This window comes from Alloalcanivorax dieselolei B5, from assembly GCF_000300005.1.
In the GTDB taxonomy this organism is placed as follows: domain Bacteria; phylum Pseudomonadota; class Gammaproteobacteria; order Pseudomonadales; family Alcanivoracaceae; genus Alloalcanivorax; species Alloalcanivorax dieselolei.
Genome location: NC_018691.1, coordinates 3,876,582 through 3,895,330 on the forward strand (window position 1 = coordinate 3,876,582; position 18,749 = coordinate 3,895,330).

The following is an 18,749-nucleotide window of genomic DNA, read 5'->3' on the forward strand; positions in this document are numbered from 1 at the left end:
TTCATAAATGACAATGCCGGTGGTGCCGGGCGGCACCGTCCCCGCTGGTCTCCCCGGTTTCCTTCGTGCCACCCGGCCGGTTATGGTCTGGCCGTGGTTCGACGAGCCCGGAGTAGCTGGCGAGAGACTTATCGTTTTTTTACAATTAGCCGGGTAGTGTAAGGAAATACCATGGCCAACACAAACCGGCCCCAAAACCTCGGGGCACTGCTCAAACGCCATCCCAGATTGGGACGGCTGGCGGCCAATGCCCGCGCCCAGCCCGCGCCCTCTCAAGGCGGCGACCCGCGAGCGTGCCTGCCGCCCGCGCTGCGTGACCGGGTCATGCTGGTGGAAGAATCGCAACGCTGGCTGGCGCTGGTGGAAAACAGCGCCACCGCGCAGTTGTTGCGCTTCCATCTGCCCCGGCTGCAACGGGCTCTGCCCGGCGCCGCCAGCGTCAAAATCGTGGTGACCGGCCGGCGCCAGCTTGATAGCGGCTCCGGTTCCTCCACGCACGCCACAGATGAAGGCAAATACCGTGCCATGGGACCGGTTCTGGATGCGGAAAGCGCGGCTCATATCGCGCGCGCGGCGCGTGACATGGACGATCCGGGTCTGCGTGAGGCCCTGGCCCGACTGGCCAGCCGGGTCAAAAAGTGACGGGAAGGATCATCTGAAAGGCGTAACTGCCCACCCCGGCCGCGGGAGGGTGGCCGGGGTGGATCGGGGAAGCACACCGTTATTCGGCGGTGGCCAAAGGTCCGGCGTAGGAGATCGGCGCCGCGTCAGCGTCCTCGAACGTCACCACTTCGTAGGCCTCCGGCTGGCTCAGCAGTTCGCGCAGCAGGGCGTTGTTCAAAGCGTGACCGGACTTGTGGCCCACGAATTCGCCAATCAGGCTGTAGCCCAATTGATACAGGTCGCCGATGGCGTCCAGCATCTTGTGCTTCACGAATTCGTCGTCGTAACGCAGACCGTCCTCGTTAAGGATGCGGTATTCGTCCACCACGATGGCATTGTCGACACTGCCGCCCAACGCCAGGTTCTGGCTGCGCAGGAACTCGATATCACGCATGAACCCGAAGGTCCGGGCGCGCGCCACTTCCTTCACGAACGAGGTCGTGGAGAAATCGATGCTCGCCAGTTGATCGCGTTCCTCGAAGACCGGGTGGTCGAATTCGATCGAGAAAGTCACCTTGAATCCGTCAAAAGGCACGAAAGTGGCAACCTTGTCGCCTTCTTTCACCGTCACCTTCTTCTTGATCCGGATGAACTTCTTGGCCGCCTCCTGCTCACGGATACCCGCGGACTGCAGCAGGAATACGAAGGGCCCGGCACTGCCATCCATGATCGGGACTTCCGGTGCCGACAACTCCACATAGGCGTTATCGACCCCCAGCCCGGCCATGGCGGAGAGCAAATGCTCGACCGTGCCCACCTTGACGCCATTCTGCACCAGGGTCGTGGACAAGGTGGTTTCTCCCACATTGTGGGCACCCGCCTTGATCTCCACCACCGGATCCAGATCCACGCGGCGGAACACGATGCCAGTGTCCACCGGCGCCGGACGTACCGTCAGGTAGACTTTCTCACCAGTATGCAACCCTACGCCGGTGGCGCGGATTACGTTTTTGAGTGTTCGTTGTCTGATCATCGATTCGTCACAAAGCTACCGGTATCCTGAAAAATAAGGATACTGCCATCCTCGAAGCGTTATAAGAGGATAAGTATACCCAAAATCCTCTTACCGCACCATTGACCGTGCCTATCGCGCCGTTAGCCGCGCCGCCGTCAGTCGGCCTGACGGCGGAGGAAGGTCGGGATATCAATGAAGTCCAGATCTTCCGCGGTACTCACCGCGCCACGGCCGGAACCGCCCATGCTTTGTTGCACGGCACGACGGCGCTCGACGGCGGGACGCTCCAGGTCGTTGTAGTCCACCCGGCCTTCCGCGCCCAACGAGTTCTGACGGCCACGCACCACTTTCAGTTCCTGCTGGGCGCCCAAACCGGTGGCGACCACCGTCACGCTGATATTGTCGCCCATATCCGGGTCGATGGCCGTGCCGATGATCACATTGGCTTCCTCGCTGGCCAGCTCGCTGACGATGTCACCCACCTCGGAGAACTCGTCCAGAGCGATGGACTCGTTGGCGGTGATGTTGATCAGGATGCCACGGGCGCCACGCAGATCCACATCTTCCAGCAGCGGGCTGGAAATGGCGGCCTGAGCGGCTTCGGAAGCCCGGTTGTCGCCGGTGGCGATACCGGTACCCATCATCGCGGTACCCAGTTCACTCATCACCGTGCGCACATCGGCGAAGTCGACGTTGATCATGCCGGGACGGACGATCAGATCGGCGATCCCTTTCACCGCGCCCTGCAGTACTTCGTTGGCCGCTTTGAACGCGTCCAGCAGGGTGGTGGAACCGCCCAGCACCGACTGCAACTTCTCGTTGGGGATGGTGATCAGGGAGTGCACTTGGTCGCGCAGGGCCTGGATGCCTTCCTGAGCGGAGCGCATGCGCTTCTTGCCCTCGAACGGGAACGGTTTGGTCACCACCGCCACCGTGAGGATACCCAGTTCCTTGGCGATCTCGGCCACCACCGGCGCCGCGCCGGTACCGGTACCACCGCCCATGCCGGCGGTGACGAACACCATGTCCGCGCCGTCGAGCAACTCGGCGATGCGGTCACGGTCCTCCAGCGCCGCCTGCCGGCCGATTTCCGGATTGGCACCGGCACCCAGACCCTTGGTCACCTGGCTGCCCAGTTGAATCACGGTCTTGGCCGAGGAATTGCGCAGGGCCTGTGCATCGGTATTGGCGCAAATGAAATCCACGCCTTCCACGTTAGAGCGCACCATGTGGTCCACGGCATTGCCGCCGCCACCACCAACGCCCACCACTTTGATCACCGCGCCATGGGGTACGGAATCTTCCAGTTTGAATTGCATAATTGATCTCCCGCTTGTTGCTTCCCTGGTTACTGCTTTTTCCAAATCGGGCCAACCTGCCCGGCCCGTCTTGAAACCGTTGAAATCGCTCCACGCTTGCACGCTTCACGCAACACGCGAAAACCACTCCGATTCAGCGTGCTGCGTGCTGGCGTGTTGCGTGCCAGCGTTTTCATCAAAAATTGCCCTGGAACCAGCGCTTGAAGCGCTCGACCCAGTTCACTTGTCCACCACCGGCCTGGGCACGCGCGCTCAGGCCTTCCTTCTCCATCCGCAGCCCGTAGAGCAGCAGGCCCACGGAAGTGGAATAAATCGGGTTGCGCACCACGTCGGTGAGCCCGGCCACGCCCTGCGGCGTACCCAGCCGTACCGGCATGTGGAAAATCTCCTCCGCCAGTTCCACCGCGCCTTCGATCTTCGAGGAGCCACCGGTCAGAACGATGCCGCCGGGGATCAGGTCCTCGTACCCGGAGCGGCGGATTTCCGCCTGGATCAGGGTGAACAGTTCGTCGTAACGCGGCTCCACCACCTCGGCCAGATTCTGGCGGCTGAGGGTGCGCGGTGGCCGGTCGCCGACGCTGGGCACCTTGATGGTTTCGTCGGCGCCGGCCAGTTGCGTCAGCGCGCAGGCGTACTTGATCTTGATCTCGTCGGCGTGCTGCTTCGGCGTGCGCAGCGCCATGGCGATATCGTTAGTGACCTGATCACCGGCAATCGGAATATTGGCGGTGTGCCGGATCGCCCCTTCGGTGAAGATGGCGATATCGGTGGTGCCGCCGCCGATGTCGACGATGCACACGCCCAGTTCACGCTCGTCCTCGGTCAGTACCGAATAGGCGCTGGCCAGTTGCTCGAGGATGATGTCCTCCACTTCGAGACCGCAGCGGCGCACGCATTTTTCCACGTTCTGGGCCGCGTTCACGGCGCAGGTCACCAGGTGCACCTTGGCTTCCAGGCGCACCCCGCTCATGCCCACCGGCTCGCGCACCCCTTCCTGGTTGTCCACCACGTATTCCTGCGGCAGCACATGCAGGGTCTTCTGGTCCGCCGGAATCGCCACCGCCTGGGCGGCGTCGATGACGCGGTCGATATCCGCCTGCATCACCTCCCGGTCACGGATGGCGACAATGCCGTGGGAGTTGAGGCTGCGCACGTGGGATCCGGCGATGCCGGCGTAGACCGAGTGGATCTGGCACCCGGCCATCAGTTCCGCTTCCTCCACCGCCCGCTGGATCGAGCGCACCGTGGCCTCGATATCCACCACCACGCCTTTCTTCATGCCGCGGGAGGGCTGCGAGCCGAGGCCCACCACCTCGACGGTGCCTTCGCTGGTCACCTGACCGACGATCGCCACCACCTTGGAGGTACCGATGTCCAGTCCCACGATCATGTTGTCCATTGCGTTCGCCATTAGCGCCTGCCTCGATCCGTTATACTTTGCCCGCCCGGCGGGCGGATGCCGCTTGCGCGTCCTGGTCATCCCGCCAGGTGACCGCCACGCCATCGGCGTAGCGCAGATCCACCCGGGCCACGCCGCGACTGTCGGTGCTCAGCACCCCGCGGTACAACCGCACGAAGCGGCGCAGCTTGTTCACGTACTGTTCCCGATCCACCACCAACTGCATGTTGTTATTCAGGGTCAGGCGGGCGGTGAGACGCGCGTTCACCTCCATCCGCTCGATCCCCAAGCCAATGTCGCTGAGCAGTTTGGCCATGCTGTGGTAGTAGCTCATTACTTCGTCGAGCCGTTGTTCCGGTCCGTTCAGACGCGGCAGACCGGAAAGGTCGTACTGCTTCAGCGCCTTGAACGGTTCGCCGGTATTGGAGACCAGCAAGGTCTCGTTCCACACCGCCACCGGTTCCCGCTCGGTGACGGTGAGCACCACGGTATCCGGCCACTGACGCCGCACCGAGACATCCGCCACCCAGCTCAATTCCCGCGCCTGGTCATAGATCCGGTCCAATGGCGCAGTAAAGTAGTTGGCGTCACGCACCAGGGTGGCCAGCTTGGTCTGCACCTGCTGCTGACGGCGGACGTCGGTGACCCCGTCCACACCCACCTTGCGCACCGGGTAGTGATCCAACACCCGTGGCAGGTAAATCACGCCGCCCACCAGCACCGCCGCCACCAGGGCCACCAGCACCGCCGGCACCGCCGCCGCCAGGCGCTCACGCAGCGGCACCCGGGGCGTCTTGCGCCGGACGCTGGAAGCACCACGGGAACGCGGTTGCACTCCCTGTTGACGGCGAGGCGCCTTAGCCACGGCGTTTACCTCCTTTGCGCGGCGGGAACCGGTCCACCGCGTCCAACAGAATCCGCGCCACCAGAATCGGGAACTCGTCACCGGCGGCACGGGCGGCCATCGGCACCAAGCTGTGGTCGGTCATGCCGGGTACCGTGTTCACTTCCAGCAACTGCCAGCGCCCTTGTTCATCGCGCATCACATCGACGCGGCCCCAGCCCTGGCAGCCCACCACCTTGAAAGCCCGCAGCGACAGCGCTCGCAGTTCGCTCTCGTCCTCGTCGCTGAGCCCCGCCGGACACAGGTACTCGGTGCTGTTGGACTGGTACTTGGCCTGGTAGTCATAAAACTGATTCGGTGTCTTCAGCCGGATCGCCGGCAGCACCTGCTCGCCGACCACGGACACGGTGTACTCGGGGCCGTTGACCCAGGCCTCCACCAGCACTTCGCTGTCGTACTGGCGGGCGTCATCCAGCGCCTTGCGCAGTTGCGTCTGGTCTTCCACCTTGGCCATGCCGATGGAGGAACCCTCATGGGCCGGCTTCACCATCAGCGGGAAGCCCAATTCGGCCAGCGCCTCGCCGTCATCATCCGCGCCCACCACATGGAACGCCGGAGTCGGCAGGCCAACGCCTTTCCACAGCCATTTGCTGCGCACCTTGTCCATGCCGATGGCCGAGGCCATCACCCCGGAGCCGGTGTACGGCACACCGAGATGTTCCAGCACGCCCTGGATCACGCCGTCCTCGCCACCACGGCCGTGCAAGGCGATGAAGGCCACGTCAAAGCCCTTGAGGGTCTCGACCCCCACTTCCGAGGGATCCACCAACTCGGCGATCAATCCCAATTGGCGCAGGGCCTGATGGACCTCGGCACCGCTTTTCAGGGATACCGGGCGCTCGGCCGAGCTGCCGCCGGCCAGCACCGCCACCCGACCGATGCGTGCCAATCGTTGTTTCATGGCGTTATCGATCATCATGACCGTTCTCCTCTCACCCGCTCGGCCAGATCCCGCGCGATCGTTCCCACGTTACCGGCCCCCTGGGTCACCAGCAGATCACCGTCGTGCAGCAGGTGCTCCAGCAAGGCGGGCAGTTTCGCCGGGTCGTCGACGAACACCGGTTCCACCTGACCGCGCTGGCGGATACTGCGGCACAAGGCGCGAGCGTCAGCGCCGGGCACCGGCTCCTCGCCGGCGGCGTACACTTCCAGCATCAGCAGCACGTCCACCCGCGACAGCACCTCGACGAAATCCTCGTAAAGGTCCTGAGTCCGCGTATAACGGTGCGGCTGGAACAGCATCACTAGCCGCCGTTGCGGCCAGCCCTCGCGGATCGCCGCCACGGTGGCGGCCACTTCCCGAGGGTGGTGGCCGTAATCGTCCACCAGGGTGGCGGCGCCACCCTGGCAGGGGTATTTACCGAGCACATCGAAGCGCCGACCGACCCCGGCAAAACCGTTCAGGGCACGCACGATGGCCTCGTCCGGGGCCCCTTCGTCGCTGGCCACGGCAATCGCCGCCAGCGCATTCAGAATGTTGTGACGCCCCGGCATGTTCAGAGTGATCTCCAGCGGTTCACCCTCGGCGCGCACCACCCGGAAGCGGGTGCTCATGCCGTGGGCGCTGACCGCTTCGGCGCGCAGATCCGCGTCCTCGTCGAAGCCATAACGGATCACCTGCCGGTTCACCCTCGGCAATAGCCGGCGCACCACCGGATCATCGATGCACATCACCGCCACGCCGTAGAACGGCAGGTTGTGGAGAAATTCGATGAAGGTATTCTCCAGGCGGGCAAAATCACCGCCGTAAGTGTGCATGTGGTCGGCATCGATGTTGGTGACGATGGCGCTCATCGGCTGCAGGTGCAGGAAGCTGGCATCGGACTCGTCCGCCTCGGCCACCAGATAACGGCTTTGACCCAACCGGGCGTTGGTGCCGGCGCTGTTGAGACGGCCGCCGATGACAAAAGTCGGGTCCAGTCCGGCTTCACCGAGAATCGCCGCCACCATGGACGTGGTGGTGGTCTTGCCGTGGGTGCCGGCCACCGCGATGCCGTGGCGGAAACGCATCAGTTCCGCCAGCATCTGCGCCCTCGGCACCACCGGGATACGCAACTCGTGGGCACGCGCCACTTCCACGTTTTCCGTGCTCACCGCGGTGGAGGTCACCACCACGTCGGCGTCTTCGATGTTCTCGGCGCGATGGCCAATGTCCACGCGCACACCCAGCCGGCGCAGACGCACCACCACCGGCGATTCCTTGATATCACTGCCGCTGACCTGATAACCCTGGTTGGCCAGCACCTCGGCGATACCGCACATCCCAGCGCCGCCGATGCCGACAAAATGGATACCGCGGATGCGCCGCATCTCTGGTACCACATGGTTGGTGGCAGCGTGGTTGTTGGCGGCCTGGTTGCCATTGGCGACGTTATCGGTCATCGGCCACCTCCTCACAAAGTCGGGCCACCCGCTCGGCGCTGTCGGTGATGGCCAGTTGACGGGCGCGGCAGGCGAGTTCCGCCAGCGCGTCCCGCTCGGTCATGCCGGCCAGGCTGCGCGCCAGGGCGCTGGCGTTCATATCCCGCTGCGGCAGCATCAGGGCGGCGCCGCGATCCACCAGCCAGTTGGCGTTGAGGGTCTGGTGATCGTCCACCGCCGTCGGCAGCGGCACGAACAACGCCGCCACACCGGCGGCGGCCACTTCCGCCACGGTCAGGGCGCCGGCACGGCAAACCACCAGATCGGCCCAGTCGTAGGCCTGCGCCATGTCATCAATGAATTCGCTCACCGTGGCATTGAGCCCCAATGCCTTGTACACCGGCCGGGCTTCCTCGGCGCGGCCACGGCCACACTGGTGGCGCACTTCCAGGTGTGGCCCGAGCGCGGCCAGTAACAGTTCCGGCAAATCCTGATTCAAGGCCAGCGCCCCCTGGCTGCCGCCCAGCACCAGCACCCGCAGGGGGCCGCGCCGGCTGGCGTAGCGCTGGGCCGGATCGTTCAACCCGGTGATCTCCTCGCGTACCGGATTACCCACCCAGATGGCACCGGGCATGGCCCCTTCGAAGCCTTCCAGCACCTGATCGCTGAACCGGGCCAACAACCGATTGGTCATGCCCGGCAGCGCGTTCTGTTCGTGGATCACCAGAGGCACACCGCACAGCCGCGCGGCCAGACCGCCGGGCGCACTGACGAAGCCACCGAAGCCCACCACCAGCACCGGCCGCTCACGGCGAATCACGGACCGGGCCTGCCACACCGCGCGGATCAGCTGCAGTGGACCAATCAATTTGCGTTTGAGGCCGCCACCGCGCAGCCGGCCCACGCCCAGGGTCGCCACCGGGAAGCCGTAACGCGGCACCAGCCGCGTTTCCATGCCGTCCTCGGCACCCAGCCAGAGGATGCGGTAACCGGCGGCCTGCAATTGCTCGGCCACCGCCAGGGCGGGGAAAACGTGGCCCCCGGTGCCGCCGGCCATGATCAGGATGGTCCCGCTCATCGCTTCGCCCTCCCCCGCGCTTGCAGTTCCTGCTGTTCGGCGCTGGCGCGCAGCACCAGTGCCACCATCACCGCGGAAATCACCAGTGAGGAACCGCCATAGCTGACAAAAGGCAACGTCAGCCCCTTGGTGGGCAGGACACCCATATTCACTCCCAGATTGATGAACGCCTGGGCACATAACACAAAGGCGATGCCGTAAACCACATAGGCGTGGTAAAGAAAACCCCGTTGCTCCAGAGTGTGACCGATACGGAACACACGCCAGCCGAGCAGGCCGAAGCCGAAAATCAGCAGCAGGGTACCGAACAGCCCCCACTCCTCGGCCAGCACCGCGAAAACAAAATCGGTGTGCGCTTCCGGCAGGTAAAACAGCTTCTGCACACTGTTGCCCAGACCCACGCCGAACCAGTTACCGCGGCCAAAAGCGATCAGGCTCTGCGTCAACTGGTAGCCGGATCCGTATTGATCCGCCCAGGGATCGAGAAAACTCATCAGCCGCGCCACCCGATAGGGTTCCGCCACGGCCACCAAGGCCGCCAGGCCCACCGCCACCAGCCCGATCAGCAGGAATCGCAGGGTCGGCACACCGGCCAGGAACAACATGCCCATGGTGGTGATACCGAGCACCACCACGGCGCCGAAGTCCGGTTCCAGCAACAGCATGAAAGTCAGCAGTCCCAGTACCCCCAGCGGCACGAAGAACGCCTTCCACTGGGTTTCCAGTTCCGCCTTGCGCTGTGCCACATAACCGGCCAGGTAAAGCACGAAACACAACTTGACGATTTCGGAGGCCTGAATCGTCATGCCCGGCAGCGCGATCCAGCGCGTGGAGCCGTTCACTTCACGGCCCAGGCCGGGCACGAACACCAGAACCAGCGCCACCACCGCCACCGGCAGCATGGCGAAGCGCAGCCGCTCCAGCAGTGCCAGCGGCACGCAGCAGTACACGGCGGCGCCCACGCCCAGGCTGATCAGCAAATAGGTGCCATGACGAATGCCGTAATAGAACGGGTTATCCAGCCGGGTCTCGGCGATCTGCAGCGAGGCGGACGTCACCATCACCAGCCCCACCAGCGTCAGGCCGATCGCCGACCACATCAAAACCTGATCGAGCTGCCCGGTCCGCGGGCGCATGAGCACACTAGCCATGGCTCACCTCCCGGGCATGATGGGCGAAATCATCGCCGCGTTCGGTGTAGCCGCTGTACATGTCGAAGGACGCGCAAGCCGGCGACAGCAACACCGCGTCACCGGGCTGGGCCAGTTGCCGCGCCCGCGTCACCGCCTCGGCCATGGTCTCCGCCCGTTCACGCGGCACGCCGATCAGACCGTCCGCCACCTTGTCCGCGTCTTCACCGAGCAGCAGCGCCGCGCGCAGGTATTGCCGGGCCGGCTCCGCCAGCGGAGAGAAATCCTGCCCCTTGCCCTGACCGCCGGCGATCAGAATCACCTTGCCATTGATGGCCTCGCCAATGCCGGTCAGTGCCGCCAGCGTGGCGCCCACATTGGTGGCCTTGGAATCGTTGAACCAGCGCACGTCGCCGGCTTCCGCCACCATCTGGCAGCGATGGGGCAAGCCCTGGAACGCACAGACCGTGGCCAGCGCGGTCTCCCGTTCCAACCCCAGGGCGTCGGCCATGGCCAGCACCGCCAGCACGTTCATGGCGTTGTGATGGCCGGTGAGCGTCAGCTGGTCCAGCGTCAACAGGGTTTCGCCCTTGTAGAGCAGAGCGTTGCGATCGCTGTCGAGCCGATAGTCCGCTTGCGGGTGGCTGCCGAAGGTCACTTCCCGTGGCACCGGCACCTGAGGACGGGTGGCCACGTCATCGCGATTCCATACCGCCACCTGGCAGCCGTCGTAGATGCGCTGCTTGGCGGCCAGGTAGTCGCTGAAACGGTTGTAGCGGTCCAGATGGTCCTGGGACACGTTGAGAATAGTGGCCACCTGGGCATTCAGGCTGTAGGTCGTCTCCAGCTGGAAGCTGGACAGCTCCAGGACGTACAGACCGGCGTCGCTGGCCAACAGATCCAGCGCCGGGATTCCCAGGTTGCCGCCAACCCCCGGCTGACGACCGCAGGCTTCGGCCACCTCACCGAGCAGGGTGGTGACGGTGCTCTTGGCATTGGAACCGGTGATCGCCACCAGCGGGCGGCTGGCGGCGCGGGCGAACAGCTCGATGTCGCCGATCACTTCCTTGCCTTCCGCGATCTGCGCGGCGATGGCCGGGGTGGAAATCGCCACGCCGGGGCTGACGATCAGACGGCGGGCCCGTTCCATCCAGCCTTTCTTGAAGCCGCCGGTATGCACCTTCAATTTGGGGAATTCCGCGTGCAGGTCATCCAGGCCCGCCAGAGCCTGACGGGTGTCGAGAGCGCGCACGGCCATACCCTGCCCCTGCAAATAGCGGAGCACGGAGCGGCCGGAAACACCCAGGCCAATGACCAGATCAAACGCGTCCTTCGTCATCCTTACCTCAGTTTCAGGGTCGCCAGACCCACCAGTACGAGCATTACGGTAATAATCCAGAACCGGACGATGATCTTCGGTTCCGGCCACCCCTTCAGTTCAAAGTGGTGGTGAATGGGTGCCATACGGAAGATGCGCCGACCGGTGAGCTTGAACGACGCCACCTGCAACATCACCGACACGGTCTCCATCACGAACACGCCGCCCATGATGAACAACACGATTTCCTGGCGGACGATCACCGCCATCACACCAAGCACCGCGCCCAGCGCCAACGCGCCCACATCGCCCATGAACACCTGGGCCGGGTAGGCGTTGAACCAGAGAAAGCCGAGCCCCGCCCCGCACAGACCAGCGACGATCACCACCAGTTCGCCGGCACCGGCGATATAGGGGATCTGCAGGTAGGTGGCGAACTCGGCGTGACCACTGGCGTAGGCAAAAATACCCAGCGCCGCGGCCACCAGCACGGTGGGCATGATCGCCAGCCCGTCCAGGCCATCGGTCAGGTTGACCGCATTGGAGGTGCCGTTGATGACGAAATAGGTCAGCACCACATAGAACCAGCTCAGGTTGATGGCCACGTTCTTGAAGAACGGCACGATCAGCTGTGTTTCCGCCGGGCTTTGCGCGGTGAAGAACAGCACCAGCGCCGCGCCCAGCGCCCCCACCGACTGCCAGAAGTATTTCCAGCGCGCCGGCAGGCCGCGCGGGTTCTTTTCGATCACCTTGCGCCAGTCGTCCACCCAGCCGACGGCGCCGAACACCACCAGCACGCCCAGTGTTACCCAGACGTAGCGATTGGACAGGTCCGCCCACAGCAGCGTCGCCACGGCGATGGAAACCAGGATCAAGCCACCGCCCATGGTCGGCGTGCCAGCCTTGCTCAGATGGCTCTTCGGGCCATCGTCCCGGATCGCCTGGCCGACCTGTTTTTCCTGCAGTTTGCGAATCATCACCGGTCCGATCCAGAACGCCAGGAACAGCGCGGTGAGCACCGCCATGATGGCGCGCATGGTGATGTACTGGAAAACCAGGAATCCGCTGTACAGGCTCGATAGATTCTCCGCCAGCCAAAGCAGCATTTAGTGTCCCCCCTTGAGTTCTTCAAGCCGGTGCACCACAAGCTCCATGCGGGCAGTGCGTGAGCCTTTCACCAATACCGTGCCGCCGGCCTCGAGAACCGCACCGGCGCGCCCGGCGGCGTCATCGTGATCCGCCGCCAAAACAGCGCCTTCGCCGAAGCCCGCCGCGGCGGCTTCCGCCCCGGGCATGGCAATCAAAACATCCAGATCCCGGGACGCTTCTTCGCCCAGGGAACGCATGATGTCGCCGGCGCCGGGCCCCAATTCCCCCAAAGCCCCCAGCACCAGAGTTCGCGGCGCCGGCCGGCCGGCCAGCCAGCGCACCGCCGCCCGCACCGAACCGGGATTGGCGTTGTAGGTGTCATCCACCAACAAACCGCCCCCCAGCGTCTTCAGATTCATCCGCCCCGGCACCGGGCTCAGCGATTGCCAGCGGTCGACCACATCGGCCAGTTCCACACCCAGGGCATTGACCGCGCCCAGGGCCAGCAGCGCATTTTGCACCTGATGGGCGCCGGCCAGCGGTACCCGCACCGGCAGTCCCTGAGGCATCAGCCGAAAACGCACCTCGCCGTCCTCCAGAACCACCTCTTCGGCCCGCAGCGCGCCATTCGCGCCGCCAACGCGGACCACGTTCAAACCGTGCCTGGCGGCTTCCCCGGCGAAGAAGTCGGCGAAGCCATCGTCGTTGTTGATCACCGCGGTGGCGCCCGCCGCGCAGCCGGAGAAGATTTCCGCCTTGGCGCGGGCGATGCCTTCCATGGTGCCGAAGCCCTCCAGATGAGCGCCGGTCACATTGGTGATCAACACCACCCGCGCCCGTACCAGGGAGCTGGTCCAGGCAATTTCACCCGGCGCATTGGCACCCAGTTCGATCACCGCCTGACGCACCTGGTCATCGAACCGCAGCAAGGTCAGTGGCACCCCGATGTCGTTGTTGAGATTGCCCTGGGTCGCCAGGGTCCCTTCGCCCAGCAGCGCGGCGATCATTTCCTTCACCGTGGTCTTGCCGGCGTTGCCGGTCACCGCCACCCGGGGAACCGGGAACCCGGCGGCGTAGCCCGCCGCCAACAGGCCCAGCCCACGGCGCGAATCCGCCACCGTCACCTGGGACTCGAAAACGTCCTGATCGGTTTCCACCAGCGCGGCCACGGCGCCAGCGTCACGGGCCTGCTCCAGGAAGGCATGGCCGTCGAAGCGTTCGCCACGCAGAGCCACGAACAAGGCACCGGCGGACAGTTGCCGGGTATCGGTGGACACCGCGCTGATATCACGGTCGGCGCCACGCAGCACGCCACCGGTCCACTGGCTGATCCGCGACAGCCGCATCATGCCTGCCCTCCCCGGCGTGCCAGCGCCGCCCGGGCCAAGGCCCGGTCGTCCATGGGATAACGATGGCCGGCCACTTCCTGATAACGTTCGTGGCCCTTGCCGGCGATCAGCACCACGTCACCGGCCTCGGCCTCGGCGATGGCCCTGGCCACGGCTTCGGGCCGGTCGCTCAGGCATAGCGCATCTTGCGGCCGGTTCATGCCACCGCGGATTTGTTCGATGATGCCTTCCGGCGCTTCATTGCGCGGATTATCACTGGTGAGCACCACGCGATCGGCCAGTTTTTCCGCCACCGCGCCCATCAGCGGGCGCTTGCCGGTGTCACGGTCACCGCCGCAACCCACCAGGCACCACAGCCGGCCGGGGAAATGACCGCGCACGCCGCTCAGGGCTTTCTCCAGACCGTCCGGTGTATGGGCATAATCCACCACCACCACCGGCTGCCCCGGCTGGCACAGGGATTCCATCCGCCCGGGCACTGAGGTCAGCGCGCCCAGTCCTTGACCCAGCGCCTGGTTGCTCCAGCCCAATCCGTGCAGTACACCGGCCACCGCCATCACATTGCTCAGGTTGAAGTCGCCGTACAGCGGCAGACGCAGGGACAACGGCTCGCCACCCACGCTCAATACCATTTCCATGCCTTCTGGCAGGGCATGATGTTCCAGACAACGCACGGTGGCGCCATCGGTGGATCCAAAGGTCACGCAACGCACACCATCATCAAGGCTGGCCACCAGCGTGGAAGCGGCCTCGTCGTCGGTGTTGATCACCGCCATGGCCAGCCCCGGACGGGTGAACAGAGAACGCTTGGCGTTCAGATAGGCGTCCATGCTGCCGTGGTAATCCAGATGGTCGCGGCTGAGATTGCTGAACACCGCGCAGGGCACCCGGGTGTCCCCCAGGCGCCCCTGATCCAGAGCATGGGAGGACACTTCCATGGCAACGTAATCGGCGCCTTTTTCCCGCAGACCGTACAACGCCGACTGCAGCGTGATCGGGTCCGGCGTGGTGTGGCCGGTATCCGCTTCGTCCCCTTTCAGCCCCACGCCCAGGGTGCCAACCAGACCACAGCGGTGGCCGACGGCGTCAAGGGCGTCACGCAGGAACCAGGTAATGCTGGTTTTACCGTTGGTGCCGGTCACTCCGACAATGTTCAGATGGTTGGCGGGACAGCCGTAAAAGCGGGCTGCCAGGGTGCCGACTTCACGCCCCAGGGCAGGAATCTCGATGCGCGGCACCGCGCCACTCTGGTTAACGGTAAAGGCATCGCCTTCCTGCAGGATGGCCCCGGCCCCGGCCTCGACGGCGGCACCGATGTAACTGCGGCCATCGGCACGGAATCCGGGCACCGCCAGGAACACGTCACCAGGGCGGACCGCCCGGCTGTCCAGCCGCAGCGCCATAACCGGCAAGCCGGCCAGGTCGGCCGGCAATGCCAGATCGGTCAGCAGTTGGCCCAGGGTGATCATGTGCGACCCTCCCCGTCCGGCTCACCGGCGATGACCCCTTCCGGCTTGTCCGGCGGCACGTGCATGGCGCGCAGGGCGCCGCCGACAATAGTGGAGAATACCGGCGCCGCCACCAGACCGCCGTAATAGGCGCTTTGATCCGGATCATCGATCACCACCACGGCGGCGATGCGCGGATCGGTGGCCGGCGCCAGGCCAGCGAAAATCCCCTGGTAGCGGTGTTCGGCGTAACCGGTGGAGGTCAGCTTGTGCACCGTGCCGGTCTTGCCCGCCACCTGATAACCGGGGATACGGGCACGGCGGGCGGTGCCCAACTGGCCGACCACGGTTTCCAGCATATCGACGATGGCACGGGCGGTATCCGTGCCAATCACCCGCTCGCCCTGGGGCGCTTCATCCACCTTGACCATGGACAGCGGCACCCGGCGCCCCTGATTACCGAGAATGGCGTAGGCCTGTGCCAGTTGCAGAGCCGTCACGCTGACGCCATAGCCGTAGGACAACGCCGCCCGCTCCACATCGCGCCACTTGGCACGGATCGGCAGCACCCCGCCGCTCTCGCCGGGAAAGCGCACGCCGGTGGGCTGGCCGAAGCCGAACCGCTCGAGCATGGCTGGCAGCACCTGTTGGTCCATGGACAGCGCCAGTTTGCTGGTGCCCACGTTGGAGCTCTTGGTCAGCACCGTGGTCACGTCGATGACGCCATAATCACGATGGTCGCGAATGGTTTTCGGCCCCACACGCAGATAGCCCGGGTGGGTATTAATGGCGGTGGCGGGAGTCACCATGCCCTGCTCCAAGGCCGCGGCCACGGTGAACGGTTTCACCGTGGAGCCAGGCTCGAACAGGTCGGTGACGGCCCGGTTGCGCAGGCTGGCGGTATTAATGCCGCTGCGGTTATTGGGGTTGTAGCCCGGCTGGTTGACCATGGCCAGCACCTCGCCGGTCTTCACGTCCAGCACCACCACCGAACCACCGGTGGCACCGAAACGTTGCACCGCGGACATCAGCTCCTTGTACGCCAGATACTGCAACCGCAGATCCAGACTCAGGGTGACATCTTCACCCGGACGCGCCGGCTCGATCAGTTCGATGTCCTGAATCACCCGTCCCAGCAGGTCACGGACCACTTTCTTGCGGCCCGGCGCGCCGGTGAGCTGCTTGTCGAAGGCCAGTTCCACGCCTTCCTGGCCCTGCTCATCAATGTTGGTGAACCCGACCACATGACTGGTCACTTCACCGGCCGGGTAATAGCGGCGGTACTCGGTCAGCGAATAGATACCCGGCACGCCCAGGGACAGTACGGATTCCGCCTGTTCCGGCGCCAACCCCCGGGCCAGATAGATGAATTCCCGGCTGGGGTGCGCTTTCACGCGCCGGGCGAAATGCGCCCGGTCAATAATCGGGTTGCCGGTCAGCTTGGACCATTGCTGCTGATTCTCCATCGCTTCCTGGGGGTTCACCCACAGCGTCACCACCGGGGTACTGACCGCCAGCGGCCGGCCATTGCGATCACGAATCACACCCCGATTGGCGGCCAGAGGCTCCACCCGCAAATTACGGATATCGCCCTGGTGAGCCAGGAAGTCGTGCTCGACCACCTGCAGATCCACCGCCCGCACCACCAGCACAGCGGCGCACACCAGCCAGAACGCCAGCACCAGGTGCCAGCGTCTGCCGGTCCAGCGTTTGCTGGCGACCGGTTTGCGTGTCGCTTTGCGTTTGTTGGCGCTCATGGCCGTGTCAACACTCGCTCATCGGTGGTCGGGACTTTCATGCCCAGCTTTTCTCTGGCCAGGCTCTCCACCCGGGCGTAACTGCCCCAGGTGCTGTGTTCCAAAAGCAACTGGCCCCACTGGGTTTCCAGTTGCGCCTGGCGCCGTTGCAGCCGCTGACTCTCATCGGTCAGGCGGCGTGCCTCGTGCACCGTATAACTGACGCCCAATGCCGACCCCACTACCAGGATCAGCAACGGCCAATGCAGCCAGCGGGCCATCAGGCCACCCGCTCCGCCACGCGCAGCACCGCGCTGCGGGCGCGTGGGTTATGCCGCACTTCTTCCTCGCCAGCGCGCCGGGCCTTACCCAGCGGCCGTAGCCGCTGAGGTGTTTCCTCACCCAGCGGCAGTCCACCCCGCCCCCGGGGCGCCATGCCGGACTGGTCGCGGATAAACAGCTTCACCAGCCGGTCTTCCAAAGAATGGAAGCTGATAACGGCGAGACGCCCGCCGATGGCGAGCGTCTCGAGCGTTTGTGCCAGAGTCGCTTCCAGCGCCTCCAACTCCCTGTTGATGTGGATGCGCAGGGCTTGGAAGCTGCGCGTCGCCGGATGCTTGCCCGGATCGCCCTTGCCCAGCACCGACTCAATCAGATCGGCCAGTTGGCGGGTGGTCCGCAACGGCGTTTCCTGGCGGCGCGCGACTATGGCACGGGCAATGCGCCGCGACTTGCGCTCCTCGCCGAAGCGATACAACACGTCGGCGATATCTTTTTCATCGGCGCGGGCCAGCCAGTCGGCCACGCTTTCGCCACTGCCCGGATCCATGCGCATGTCCAGGGGGCCGTCGCGCAGAAAACTGAACCCGCGGCTGGCGTCGTCCAGTTGCGGCGAGGACACACCCAGATCCAGCAACAGACCGTCAATCGGCCGCCCGGCCTCACTCACCAGTTCCGGCAGACAGTCAAAACGGCCGGCATGAATACGGAAGCGGGAATCTTCCGCTTCCAGTTGCTCACCGGTGGCCACCGCTTGCGGGTCACGGTCCACGCCCGTCAGGCGCCCGGCGGGCGACAGCAGGGACAACAAGGCACGACTGTGGCCACCGCGGCCAAAGGTGCCGTCCACATAGAAGCCGTCGTCCCGCGTGAACCACATTTCCAGTACCTCCTCCAGCATCACCGGCTGGTGCGCGTACTGCTTCCCGTTGTTCATGCCATGACCTCGCGGCGTCAGAACGACAGAGCCTGCACGCTCTCGGGCATGGCTTCCTGGTCCAGGTTCTGCTGTTCGAGTTCGTTCCAGGTGTCTTCGGCCCAGATTTCAAAGCGGTGCAGCAGACCCACCAACATGGCGCGCTTCTCCAGCCCGACCACGTCCCGCAGTTCCGGCGGCACCAGTAGACGGCCATTGCCGTCCATGTCCATTTCCACCGCCTGCCCCAGGAACCGGCGCTTCAACGCACGAACCTGGGCGTGGGCGTCACTCTGCGCGGCCACCTGCCGGGCGATCTCGCGCCACTCGGGAAACGGGTACATCACCAGACAGGCGTCATAGGGGTGCTGAGTAAGCACAACGCGGCCACCGCAAGCGCTGTTCAGCGACTCACGGTAGCGCGTCGGCACGGTCAGCCGACCTTTTGCATCCAGATTGAGCGCGGTACGCCCATTGAACACTGGCCTTCCCCTTCTATGTCGGCCCTTTTATGTCGAAGCATTGGGAGCGGCGGTCCGTCCCACTTCGTCACACCGGACGAAGCCTTTTTCCCACTTCATCCCACTTTTCACCACATTGCGACACTCTATGGCCAGCGCTTTTCACAAGTCAAGTTTCACGACATTGGTGAATGTAAAAGAAATTCCTTGAAAATCAGTTTGTTAGCTGTGTCACATTGAAAGGGGAATAAAGGAAGGGAAATTGGTTCTGAAACTAATCAGACAGCTGCGCTCTGGAGCTGAGAAAGCACTTTAAGTGTTAGATCATTTGCATATATAAAATA

At 64.4% G+C, this 18,749-nt stretch carries 17 protein-coding genes; 1 reads left to right on the top strand and 16 read right to left on the bottom strand.

Annotation, left to right across the window (positions count from 1 at the left end; genetic code table 11):
* Window positions 1-171: 171 nt before the first annotated feature.
* Entirely contained in the window at window positions 172-642 is a 471-nt protein-coding gene (locus B5T_RS17215) for a hypothetical protein (RefSeq protein ID WP_014995809.1), read from the top strand.
* 79 nt (window positions 643-721) lie between these two features.
* Here the strand turns inward: B5T_RS17215 and lpxC are convergent, their stop codons facing one another.
* From lpxC to mraZ, 16 genes are all read right to left on the bottom strand, one after another.
* A complete protein-coding gene (lpxC, locus tag B5T_RS17220) occupies window positions 722-1,636 on the bottom strand; it encodes a UDP-3-O-acyl-N-acetylglucosamine deacetylase (RefSeq protein ID WP_014995810.1) in 915 nt (304 codons plus the stop codon).
* A gap of 137 nt (window positions 1,637-1,773) precedes the next feature.
* Complete coding sequence (ftsZ, locus tag B5T_RS17225; RefSeq protein WP_014995811.1) at window positions 1,774-2,937, bottom strand: cell division protein FtsZ; 1,164 nt, start codon at window positions 2,935-2,937, stop codon at window positions 1,774-1,776.
* 175 nt (window positions 2,938-3,112) lie between these two features.
* The gene (gene ftsA / locus B5T_RS17230; protein ID WP_026948624.1) at window positions 3,113-4,348 is read right to left on the bottom strand and encodes a cell division protein FtsA; all 1,236 of its coding nucleotides are present in this window, start codon (window positions 4,346-4,348) and stop codon (window positions 3,113-3,115) included.
* A gap of 19 nt (window positions 4,349-4,367) precedes the next feature.
* Window positions 4,368-5,201 carry a cell division protein FtsQ/DivIB gene (locus B5T_RS17235; protein ID WP_229682984.1) on the bottom strand — a complete coding sequence of 278 codons (834 nt, stop codon included), beginning with the start codon at window positions 5,199-5,201 and terminating at the stop codon, window positions 4,368-4,370.
* Window positions 5,194-6,156, bottom strand: coding sequence for a D-alanine--D-alanine ligase (locus B5T_RS17240; RefSeq protein ID WP_051015623.1), 963 nt, complete (start codon window positions 6,154-6,156; stop codon window positions 5,194-5,196). The genes B5T_RS17235 and B5T_RS17240 overlap by 8 nt, the downstream gene beginning before the upstream one ends.
* Window positions 6,156-7,622 carry a UDP-N-acetylmuramate--L-alanine ligase gene (gene murC, locus B5T_RS17245; protein ID WP_014995815.1) on the bottom strand — a complete coding sequence of 489 codons (1,467 nt, stop codon included), beginning with the start codon at window positions 7,620-7,622 and terminating at the stop codon, window positions 6,156-6,158. The genes B5T_RS17240 and murC overlap by 1 nt, the downstream gene beginning before the upstream one ends.
* A complete protein-coding gene (murG, locus tag B5T_RS17250) occupies window positions 7,612-8,679 on the bottom strand; it encodes an undecaprenyldiphospho-muramoylpentapeptide beta-N-acetylglucosaminyltransferase (protein WP_014995816.1) in 1,068 nt (355 codons plus the stop codon). The genes murC and murG overlap by 11 nt, the downstream gene beginning before the upstream one ends.
* A complete protein-coding gene (gene ftsW, locus B5T_RS17255; RefSeq protein WP_041717097.1) occupies window positions 8,676-9,830 on the bottom strand; it encodes a putative lipid II flippase FtsW in 1,155 nt (384 codons plus the stop codon). The genes murG and ftsW overlap by 4 nt, the downstream gene beginning before the upstream one ends.
* Complete coding sequence (gene murD / locus B5T_RS17260) at window positions 9,823-11,148, bottom strand: UDP-N-acetylmuramoyl-L-alanine--D-glutamate ligase (protein WP_014995818.1); 1,326 nt, start codon at window positions 11,146-11,148, stop codon at window positions 9,823-9,825. Before murD ends, ftsW begins: the two co-directional genes overlap by 8 nt.
* Window positions 11,149-11,150: 2 nt before the next feature.
* The gene (gene mraY, locus B5T_RS17265) at window positions 11,151-12,233 is read right to left on the bottom strand and encodes a phospho-N-acetylmuramoyl-pentapeptide-transferase (protein ID WP_014995819.1); all 1,083 of its coding nucleotides are present in this window, start codon (window positions 12,231-12,233) and stop codon (window positions 11,151-11,153) included.
* Window positions 12,234-13,565: a UDP-N-acetylmuramoyl-tripeptide--D-alanyl-D-alanine ligase gene (locus B5T_RS17270; protein WP_014995820.1), complete on the bottom strand. Its 1,332-nt coding sequence runs from the start codon at window positions 13,563-13,565 to the stop codon at window positions 12,234-12,236.
* Window positions 13,562-15,034: a UDP-N-acetylmuramoyl-L-alanyl-D-glutamate--2,6-diaminopimelate ligase gene (locus tag B5T_RS17275; protein WP_014995821.1), complete on the bottom strand. Its 1,473-nt coding sequence runs from the start codon at window positions 15,032-15,034 to the stop codon at window positions 13,562-13,564. Before B5T_RS17275 ends, B5T_RS17270 begins: the two co-directional genes overlap by 4 nt.
* Complete coding sequence (locus tag B5T_RS17280; protein ID WP_014995822.1) at window positions 15,031-16,770, bottom strand: peptidoglycan D,D-transpeptidase FtsI family protein; 1,740 nt, start codon at window positions 16,768-16,770, stop codon at window positions 15,031-15,033. Before B5T_RS17280 ends, B5T_RS17275 begins: the two co-directional genes overlap by 4 nt.
* Window positions 16,767-17,030 carry a cell division protein FtsL gene (gene ftsL / locus B5T_RS17285; protein WP_014995823.1) on the bottom strand — a complete coding sequence of 88 codons (264 nt, stop codon included), beginning with the start codon at window positions 17,028-17,030 and terminating at the stop codon, window positions 16,767-16,769. Before ftsL ends, B5T_RS17280 begins: the two co-directional genes overlap by 4 nt.
* Window positions 17,030-17,965: a 16S rRNA (cytosine(1402)-N(4))-methyltransferase RsmH gene (gene rsmH / locus B5T_RS17290; protein ID WP_014995824.1), complete on the bottom strand. Its 936-nt coding sequence runs from the start codon at window positions 17,963-17,965 to the stop codon at window positions 17,030-17,032. Before rsmH ends, ftsL begins: the two co-directional genes overlap by 1 nt.
* A gap of 17 nt (window positions 17,966-17,982) precedes the next feature.
* The gene (gene mraZ / locus B5T_RS17295; RefSeq protein WP_014995825.1) at window positions 17,983-18,426 is read right to left on the bottom strand and encodes a division/cell wall cluster transcriptional repressor MraZ; all 444 of its coding nucleotides are present in this window, start codon (window positions 18,424-18,426) and stop codon (window positions 17,983-17,985) included.
* Between the last annotated feature and the right edge of the window lie 323 nt (window positions 18,427-18,749).